We start from the raw sequence: 9,648 nt of genomic DNA on the forward strand, positions 1-9,648 counted from the left end.
AGTGGGCCAGTGTGCTTCGCAACCCGCCGGTCATTAACCGGCGAGAAATGTATATAGTAACATCCACGGCCTCGTGGCCGCTGATTGCCGCCCCACCCATGCCAGCACACCAGCCACGGAAGATCGCATGCCGAACATTTACGCTACAACCCAAAGGTATTCACGAGCCGCTGGCCCATGTCGGCCCGGAGCAGTACCAGGCCGAGCACGCTATGGCCTCTCGCCTGTCAACCACGGATGACGATTTACCCAGATGCCAGAAAACATGGGGTGTTCTGCGCGTACATGTTCAATATGACCATCGAGAAAGACGACATTCTGACCACCATTGTGCCCGAAATAGCCGCGGGTTGGCAGGTGATTCCAGTTGAAGTTATAGGTGGAAGACCCGGTTTCATAATAATGAAGTCTGCTGGATTCCATCATGTGGGCGGTTTGGCTGAAACTCGCCGTAACTTCCTGTTGACGTCGTAACCGTCCATCTTTCGTCCGCAGAAGTCGCGACCCCACGATTCCTGATCTACCCGCAGCGACCTTTGTCTGAGCTCCAGAGACAAAGCCGGAGGTTTCCGCCCAGTTCTCCGGGCAACGCCAGACTTGTGATTCCAGCATCTCCCATTCACCGCCATGAGTTTGGACCGCACTTTCGGAGCCTATATGGCCGAGAACCGTGTCCAGCAAGGGATGCCAGATTTCTTCACGCCAGCCATCTCGCCGGCCCATCGGATACACCCAATCGCCAGAGTCATTCACATAAACGTTGTAGGCGAGAACCAACTGCCGCATATTCGAGGCGCAGGCTGTCGTCCGCGCGGCCTGACGCGCACTTCTCAAGGCAGGCAATAGCAACGCGACTAAAATCGCGATAATGCTGATTACAACCAGAAGCTCGATCAGCGTAAATCCTTTACGGGGCATCATCGCCATACTCCTATCAAAAGGTTTATTCGCCCCGGGAGCAAGAGGTGTCAGACGCATCGGGAATTGTGACCCTTCATTGCACATATGTAGTCAATCCAGAAAGGGGTGATGCCAGGCGTCACCGCGCCGTCTTGGGTGGCTGGCTGGTGGTGTCATAGTCAACGATTTCGCCCTGCAGATGCATGCCCATCGACATGACGATATTGGGACGATCAATCTTCTCCATCAGCATTTGAACGGCATACTCGCCGATGGCCTGCTTGTCGTATGTCACCGAACTTAGACGCAAGTCGTTTTGCGAACGATATCCCAAGTCGTCAAAACCAACGACAGAGAGGTCGCGAGGAATTTCTAATCCTTGCTCATGCCAGGTATCAATGCACTTGACCGCCATCCCATCATTGACCACGAACACGGCAGTCGCCCCGCTTTTTATGATGTTGTCACATACTTCATGACATGTTGATGCAGGGCCGTCAGGATCAAGCCGTTCCTTCGCCACGAGTTCTGCATCAAGTTCGCGAACACGATTTAGAAAACCCTCACGCCGACCACGGATCCATGCATACGTGCCGGCATGATCGACAATGGCCATACGGCGATGCCCCTGCCCGTAAAAGTGATCCGCAACTTTTGCCGAAGCGCTTTCGTTATCGATCGTGACAAAACTGATGTCTCGATCCGCCGTCGGCCGATTCAGCAGGATCACAGGGACTTGCATTGCCCTCAGCCACTCAAGATCGCTTTCTTCGGGATCTGCGCCGGTAATGATCACGCCGTCGAACTGACCGTGCTCCACCATATCTTGGAAAAGATCGTCCTCTTGGATCGGTCGTCCATCAAGGAAAAGGCTCAGATGCACCTGACGCATCATCAATGCATCACGTATGCCCACGATAAATTGCCGCTTCAACGCATGGATATCACCGAGCGAATCCAGGTTAGTGCCGAAGAGCATGAAAGCGATGTTTCGCGATTGGGTCTGTTGCACGGCACGAGGACGCCCTCGCTTTCGTGCCTGGTAGCCAAGCTTGCGAATCGCCTTTTCGATCTGCTTACGCTTACTTTCGCTGATTCCGTCCCGACCGTTGAGGTACATGGATACCGTTCCGGTAGAGACATTCGCTTTCCGAGCTACATCACGAATCGTGGCCATGCGTCACTCCGATCATTACGAACCTTGTACGGGCGGCATCCAACGTTTGCCGTTTATTGCACTGACGGATCGCCCGCGTCCCAGTCTTTCCCAAACTCTTCGGGAAGGAGCATCCCCTTTGGCTCGACCGCGAAGACCTGAGGCAATGTCCCTCCCAATCGCACAAATATATCCTGTGCTCGGCGTTTCGAACCAGGTCCGACCTTAAGCGTCCACAGTCCAGGGCGAAGCGAATCCGCCATTTTCATTTGAAATGAGTGGCCGTCGCCATCGATGTTGTCAACCTCTGCTTGAACGCTTCCTTGCGGGTCAAGCAACTCCGCCCGTGCCAAGGACCGCTCACCTCGTCCGCTCACATAAACTTCAAATGAGTCGATGTCCTCCGGCACCCAGAAGTACAACACCTGCTCATCACCGCTCAGACGCGCACGGACGCCTTCTTCCATCAACATTACCGCCCGGTTTGTGGTGCGGAAGCCGATTCGATTCCGGCCCGCTTCGCAATGCACTCGATATGTTCCGCGTGATGGGGCGGTGAATGTCACGACCTGACGCCTGCCGACGTTTATCGAACCGTCCTCTACCAACGCACCATTGGGCCCTTGGACCACGAACGTAAGGGCTTCGTCGTAGTCGCTCAGCTGCCTGTTTTCAAGCTCCAACGTGACACGCTCACCACCGTCGGCATACACCATGAATGTAGCGCGCCGCCGCACCACCAGTTGCTCCGGATCTTTGATGCCTGCCGAGTCTGCAGACAGTGGGATCATATTCGTTTGCTGCATCTCGGGAATGGGTGGCCCGAGGTAACGCTGCAGACGACGGTACTGCTTGAAGTTCATGTACTGGAGGTAGCCCAGCGCGAAATTGTCGAAATTATTTTCAAACAGTTGTTGCGTTCGTTGGAATGCGTCCACCGCGATCGCAGGTGAAGCGCCCTCTCGGATGGCAGTCATCTTCGCCATCAGTTCCACCTGTGCCTCGATCAGTTCGAAGCCTGTGCGTATGAAAGCGACGCGATCGCGAAGGATTTCGTGCCCATCCTGCACCTGCGCCTCTGCAACTCGCAGCAATGCGTCCGCTTCTTCAAGCAGTTCCGCGGTGTAAAATTCCGGCACGATCTTTTCAATATGCGCCTCGCGCGACAAGCCGGCACCCGCCTCAAACACTTCGTACTGCACCCGTTCAAACAGGTCGAAATAAGCTTGGATGGACGACGCCGCTGAACCGAAACCTCGTTCGTAATAATCGTCCAGAAGAGCCTGCACATCCGCACGCGGATCCCAGGCGAGCTGCGCCAGCACGTAGTATTGCGGCCCTTGCGTTGACCAGTGATGGTAAACACTGTCAACGTCCAGGCCCATCATGTTATGGTCGGCCAGGAAAGCAAAATCTTCACCCGCCCGAGCCGTGTAAAGCAACGGCAATCCCCAGTACCCCAATCCAGCCGCGGCATGCCCAAGATTGGGACGCCAGACCATTTTTTCAGCCATCTCCGCCCATTGCCGCCAGTTCTCCTTGTCTTGCTCCCGCTGCGCCGTCGGTGACGCCGGCAGATTCCCCACAAAGCCGATGGCGACATTCGGCTCCAAAGCCGTCTCGACCGGCGGCGTACGATAGGCAGCGTACGCCCAGGCGCCAACGTACATGTCACGATCTCCGTAGCGATCACGCAGACCACGCGCCAACTTGTTCCAGAACCGAACATAGCGGTCCGTCAACGCGACATGCTCCTCCTCGTGCCCGTCCCATCGCAACTCCACCGTCGGCCCGGAGTCCGGGTCCCAGGCGCGACAATCTTCGCATACACAGTATCCATTCGACGTACCGTCATTCGGCGAGCCGCTGAACACCGTCAGATGCGGACGATTCGCCAGATCTCGCTCCACCTCAACCAACCACTGATCCCAGACACGCGGATTCGACACGCACAGCTTGATATGCTGCCCCGGCGTGCTCCAGCCTGTCGCAATATTGCGCCCCCGGCCACCATCCGGCTGCAGCGCGAAAAAGTCCGGGTTGTCCGCCTGGTAGCGGCTCCACCAATCCTGAAACGCGTGTTGCGCACGCATGTTGAACGAGCCATGCGCCAGACGTTGGACTCGCTGCCATCGCGATACCTCCTCGTCCTTGCGCTTCGCAATAGCTTCCAGATCCGGAATCGGCCGATCCACCTCTGTCCGCCCCAAGACCGAAACGTGGCCCGCACGGTTGGTTGTCAAGCGAAGTAGCCGTTGACGCAGTTGCGGATGGTATTCATATACGAACGACTCAAACGCAACACGCTCGCGCGATGGCACGTCTTCCCCCAGTTCACCCGGCCAAAGCCAACGAACGCCAAGATGCTTCTGCAGGAAGGTGTACACACCATTGGCAGTGCCGCTTTCCACCTGCGCACGGCCGACGACCGCATCACGCCCAACAATAGCCACATGCCCCGGCTGAGCCATGACCACGAAAGCCTCCGGCCTCTCAAATGCGAACGGCTCGGCCCCGAACACATCTTCAACCTCCGGCCGGTGACCAACCCAGATCGTCGCCCCAGCCGAACCGTTAGGAATTTCGTCGGTGACGACAATCTCATCCGCCCCGACGATCCTACTGAGGTAATGGGCCAACTCTTCCGCCGCCTCAGCCGTGTGCGGCGGCGCGTCTTGGGGAATCACGATGACGGGCAATGCCTTGCCCGGCTCAACCAGCACCACCTCGCCAGCCTCTTCTCCAAGCGAAGCCGACGCGACCATGAGGCTCATGCAGACCCCCAACACCAGCCATCGGCACACGCGAAATTCACCGAACATGCAGGCATCCATTGCGACCTCACTCTTGGCAAAACAGTGTATCAAACATAAATTGAATAATATCTTTTCGCCATGATACACGCCATATTTCCGCTTTGTCAACGAAAAAAATTTTGATTTTTGAACATTAACTGGTTTTTCTATTGACAACGGGCAGGCGTCGTGTAATCTGCATCGCATGTGTTCAAGGATTCGGCAGGCCTCGCCTTGCAGTGCGACGCTCGGGCCGATGCGGAATCAACTCTGCGATCAATTCAACAAGGAGAGAAGTGACATGAGCTTCAGTCGAACGATTGCCAAAACGGGCGTGGTTGCGATGGCGCTGACATTCGCCGGCGTCAATACGGCCCAGGCCGACGTCATCGGCCACTGGCGCTTTGAGAACAGCTCAGACCTCGGCCAGGCCACCGTCGGGCCGAATCTGAGCCAGTCGGGAACCGTCAGCTATTATGAACTCCCGGAAACCGGGCCCGGCTCGGCATTCCCCACCACCATCCCGCAGACCGGCACCTCGAACGAAGCGGCGGCACGCATCTTGTCGCCGACGGCTGATACGGGCTATCTGTCCAGCTCCACCGGTGTAGACAGTGCAGACTTGCGCAGCCTCAATGTTTTCACCTTCGAGGCCTTTGCCAATATCGAGAGCATTACCGTCAGTACGAATAACTACTACCTCGCCGGCCAATGGGGCGGTGGAAGCGACCGGCGGTGGGCGGTTGGTGCTGAAGCAGGTACGGGCAATGTCCTTATCGTCACCAGCAGCGCCGGCACCAACACATCCGTCACCAACACTGGTCTGACCATGACTGCCGGCCAGGATTATTACATCGGCGTGGCACTGGATGGCGAAAACGGCGAAGCCACCGTCTATCTCAAAAATCTCACCACCGATGGCGAGCTCCAGACTGTTACGATCGCCAGCGGCTTGGAAATTCTCAATACGATCGGCGGGGACCCTTTTGTCATCGGCCGACTGACAACCTCTTCCAACTCCCGCTGGCACGGCCTGGTCGATGAAGTTCGCGTCACGAGCGGCCTTCTCGATGAAAGCCAACTGATGATCGTGCCCGAGCCGGCAAGTATGGCGCTGCTTGGCCTCGGTGGCTCGCTGATGCTGCTTCGTCGGTGCGGACAAACGGCACGCGTATAAACGGCCAGGCAATGACCCTCCGTCAATCTCTTGCTATCTACCTGCTGCCATGGGGTTTTGTTGATCGGAAGCCGATATAGGATCACTTTGCATGACCAGCGTGAAGGTAGGGATTGCGTGTGGGCGCGGCAAACTAAATTGACAGACAGCGTAACAACCCTGGTGGGAGCCAGGGTTGTTGCATTCCCGGATTGTGCGTTCACGCACTCAGACAATCAAACCGGGGTGTTGATCGCAAGTCTCGATACTGAGACGCTCAACCATCTGGATCTGCATACGGCTCGTGACCAGGCATTTGTGTCGCGAAATGAGTGAGAGCTATGACATGAAGCGAATAGACAGTATTATTGGCGATCAAATCCTGCATCGCTTGCACGCTGGGAAACTGTTCATCCTTTTAGCTGTGATTATCATTTTGAGTACAACGACCTTAATGTACGCCGAATCGTCTGATGCGCAGGTAGCCACAGGAAGTGTGCTCGTCGCAGGCCAGGGAGATCCGATCGAAAACGTCATCGTTTCCGATGGCTACTCTTTTACTCAAACGGACCAAGACGGCCGATTCGAACTCAAGCTGCACGCCGCCGCACGATGGGTCACCCTTATCAATCCTTCTGGCTATAAGCCGATCTCCGCGATGCATCAGCTGCGTCCAGAAGATTCGTCGGCCGATCTCACGGCAGATTTCGAGCTTGCCCCCCTCGAACACTCCCCTGACGAATCTTTCACCTTCGTCTACCTGAGTGATGTGCACCTCGGCAGCGAATATCGATCAAGTCGCGTCCGAAACGAATTTATTGAAGCGATTAATCGGATTCCGGACCAGCCCAGATTTATCATGGAAACCGGCGACCTGTCGCTGGACACCGTTGATCGGATGGAGATCGCGAGGCAAAACAGCCTTCGTTATAAAATGCCCCACTTGCCAAGCATTGGCAACCATGACCGGCCCGACGCGGGGCCGCACCGGGCGTACACATACGAACGGCTCTTTTCGCCGGTCTATTACGCTTTCACTTACCACAATTATCTGTTCATCGCCCTTCCATGGGGAGATGATGTCGTTGAAGCTTACGAATGGTCAAAGACACTGCTTGAGAAGATAGGCAGCGACCATCATGTGGTTGCGTACATGCATCACTGGGATGGTGTGCGAGCGAAGCATAACGAGTTTGCTTCGCTATTCAAAGAACACAACGTCGTGGGCGTGTTCATGGGGCACTACCATATGAACCGGATGACCGAGCATGATGGGATTGCTTCTTATATGACGACTTCGGGAACGCCATATATTCGCGATTTTACGCGACCTGCATTCAATATTGTCACGGCTCATCCCACCGGCGACATTGAGATCGAACAGCGACCGGTGGGTCACGCCCGCGATCTGTCGCTGATTTCGCCTGCCACAGATGGCAAACTTTTTCGCGAGCTCGCGCAGAGCATCCTGGTAAATGCTTACGATACTTCAACGCCGGTGAGAACTGTCCGTGCCAGCGTGTTTGATGCCGGTGTTGCGGGGAACAAATTGCACACCGTTTCTTTGACGCAGGAGAATGCTTATCTTTGGCGAGCGGAGATTCACCCTGATGCGGCATGGCCGGAGACAGTTTTTCTGACGATCGACGTCGAAGACGAAGCGGGTCATGCTTGGCCTTCGGTCAACACACTTCGGTCCGTCGCCGACGCCAGCGCACGACCGACGCCTCAGCTTGACCGCATGGCTGACTTCTTGCCAAAACATGGGGAGGCCCCCCCGATTGAGGTCGCTTGGGCTTACAGCGTCGGCGGCAGTTTCGGCGTGAGCGCTCCGGTCGTGTATGACGATGTGGTTTACGTAGGGGTCGAGCAATTCACCGAAGTGGATCGTGTGAATCCCGTTCTTGTCGCTGTAGATGCTGTGACAGGTAGCGAACGCTGGCAGTATGCGATGAAAGGTGGTTCTATTCGAACCACCCCTTCCGTCAGCAACGGCCTCGTGGTGGCGCAGGCGGACGATGGCCGCGTCGTCGTGCTGGACCGGGAGCGAGGTCAACTGCAATGGATTGACCAGGGCATGGTTTCGACCGGCCCATCTTCACAGGTGTTTCATCGCAGTTCACCTGCCCTCCTCGGCGATGGAGACATCATTGCAGGCGGTGGGCCGATCTACAGCCGGTTGAATCTTGATAGTGGCGAACCAGTCTGGCGTCACGTCGACCGTAGCGGGTGGCGTGGATGGGGGCCGCCCTCACCTGTTGTCGCTGGCGACCGGGTACTTGCCAGTATTGACAATATCCTGCAAGCCATTGATGCCGCGTCGGGCGATATTCAATGGGAAACGAGCTTTGAAGGAGCGCTGGGGGGCACGCCGGTTGTTGTGGATGAAACCGTCTACCTGCTTGCGCGTCATGCTGGCCGCTGGGAGCCACATCAGGCAGTTGCGATCAACCTGGAGGACGGGGACATTTTGTGGCACACGGATTTGCAGCATCGTGGCAAGAGTTTCAGTCCGCCTGTGGTGGCTGATGGCATCATGTATGCGATCGATTACGACAGCGTCGTAGCCATTGATGCCGCCACCGGGCAGATTCGTTGGCGTGAAAGTTTTGCGCGCGGGCTGTCTGAAAGCGATTACCTCATGTCCAGAGATCTGACCAGTGGTGCTCACCTTGAGAACAGTCTCTACGGCCTTGTCACAGGAACACCAGCAGCCGTTAATGGGCAATTGTTCTTTGTCACCCGTACCGGCAGATTGATTGCCTTTGACCTTAAAAACAAGCAATACGCGTGGTCGTATGACTTGGGCACATCTGTAGATGCGGGGCCGGCGGTTGCAGGGAACATGATATATGTCGCTGGACGTAATGGAGTGCTTTATGCGATGGTAAAGCGAGGCGAGTGAAGTTAATGTTTTCCGTAAGGCAGCCCTCAAGCCTGAAGTTTGAGATTTCGCTTGAACCGGATCGATTGGTCGTCGTAGGGGCCGGCCTTTCGGCGGCCACCCGTGACCTGCCCCCGAATAACCAGTCCAGGAAATATGCGAGGATTTCGCAATATGGTCCTGCCCCCGTCCTTGGTCCACCTCAGATGCGAGCTTTGACGCTCCTTGGTCATGGTACCTCGGCATGGGCCGGAGGCGTAGGCGCAGCCGAAGCCTCCGGCCCATGCCGCGCGGCGAACACCGCCGGGGCCATGTTGCCCAGGCTGCTGTGCGGCCGCTGCTGGTTGTAATCCTCCCGCCACGCTTCGATCTTCTCCCGTGCATCGGCCAAGCTCAAGAACCAGTGGCTGTTCAGGCATTCCTGGCGGAAGCGTGCGTTGAACGACTCGATCGTGGCGTTGTCCGTCGGCTTGCCCGGCCGACTGAAGTCCAGATTCACCTTGCTGCAGTAAGCCCACAGATCCAGATCACGCGAGATAAATTCGGGCCCGTTGTCGACCTGAATCGCCTCGGGCGTGCCGTGCTCCGCTGCAACCCGCTCGAGCAACTCGTGCCAGTGGAGCAACTGGCGGTGGGCGACCGCATCCGCATCGCCGCCGATGAACAGGTGCCCGCCGATGCAGTGGTGATTAGCGGTGAGTCCAGCGTTGACCAGTCGCCGATCACAGGTGAGTCGGTGCCGGTGGACAAGGCGGAA

6 protein-coding genes and 1 pseudogene are annotated in these 9,648 nt (G+C 56.6%); 3 read left to right on the top strand and 4 right to left on the bottom strand.

Annotated elements, in window-relative coordinates:
- Positions 1-210: 210 nt before the first annotated feature.
- The 3 genes from ACERK3_16985 to ACERK3_16995 form a co-directional block, all read right to left on the bottom strand.
- Positions 211-927 carry a type II secretion system protein gene (locus tag ACERK3_16985; protein ID MFA9479977.1) on the bottom strand — a complete coding sequence of 239 codons (717 nt, stop codon included), beginning with the start codon at positions 925-927 and terminating at the stop codon, positions 211-213.
- Between the two features lie 112 nt (positions 928-1,039).
- Positions 1,040-2,077: a LacI family DNA-binding transcriptional regulator gene (locus tag ACERK3_16990; GenBank protein MFA9479978.1), complete on the bottom strand. Its 1,038-nt coding sequence runs from the start codon at positions 2,075-2,077 to the stop codon at positions 1,040-1,042.
- Between the two features lie 53 nt (positions 2,078-2,130).
- Entirely contained in the window at positions 2,131-4,959 is a 2,829-nt protein-coding gene (locus tag ACERK3_16995) for a DUF4838 domain-containing protein (protein MFA9479979.1), read from the bottom strand.
- 193 nt (positions 4,960-5,152) lie between these two features.
- On the opposite strand from ACERK3_16995, the gene ACERK3_17000 reads away from it, so the two are divergent.
- Both ACERK3_17000 and ACERK3_17005 read left to right on the top strand, forming a co-directional pair.
- Positions 5,153-6,028, top strand: a complete 876-nt coding sequence (locus ACERK3_17000; protein ID MFA9479980.1) for a LamG-like jellyroll fold domain-containing protein — start codon at positions 5,153-5,155, stop codon at positions 6,026-6,028.
- 325 nt (positions 6,029-6,353) lie between these two features.
- Positions 6,354-8,912: a PQQ-binding-like beta-propeller repeat protein gene (locus tag ACERK3_17005; GenBank protein MFA9479981.1), complete on the top strand. Its 2,559-nt coding sequence runs from the start codon at positions 6,354-6,356 to the stop codon at positions 8,910-8,912.
- 208 nt (positions 8,913-9,120) lie between these two features.
- Here the strand turns inward: ACERK3_17005 and ACERK3_17010 are convergent.
- Positions 9,121-9,495: pseudogene (locus ACERK3_17010) on the bottom strand (integrase core domain-containing protein).
- A 27-nt stretch (positions 9,496-9,522) separates the two neighbouring features.
- On the opposite strand from ACERK3_17010, the gene ACERK3_17015 reads away from it, so the two are divergent.
- Positions 9,523-9,648: hypothetical protein (locus tag ACERK3_17015; protein MFA9479982.1), on the top strand; the 126-nt coding region annotated here is incomplete at its 3' end.

Source organism: Phycisphaerales bacterium AB-hyl4 (assembly GCA_041821185.1).
GTDB lineage: Bacteria > Planctomycetota > Phycisphaerae > Phycisphaerales > Phycisphaeraceae > Natronomicrosphaera > Natronomicrosphaera hydrolytica.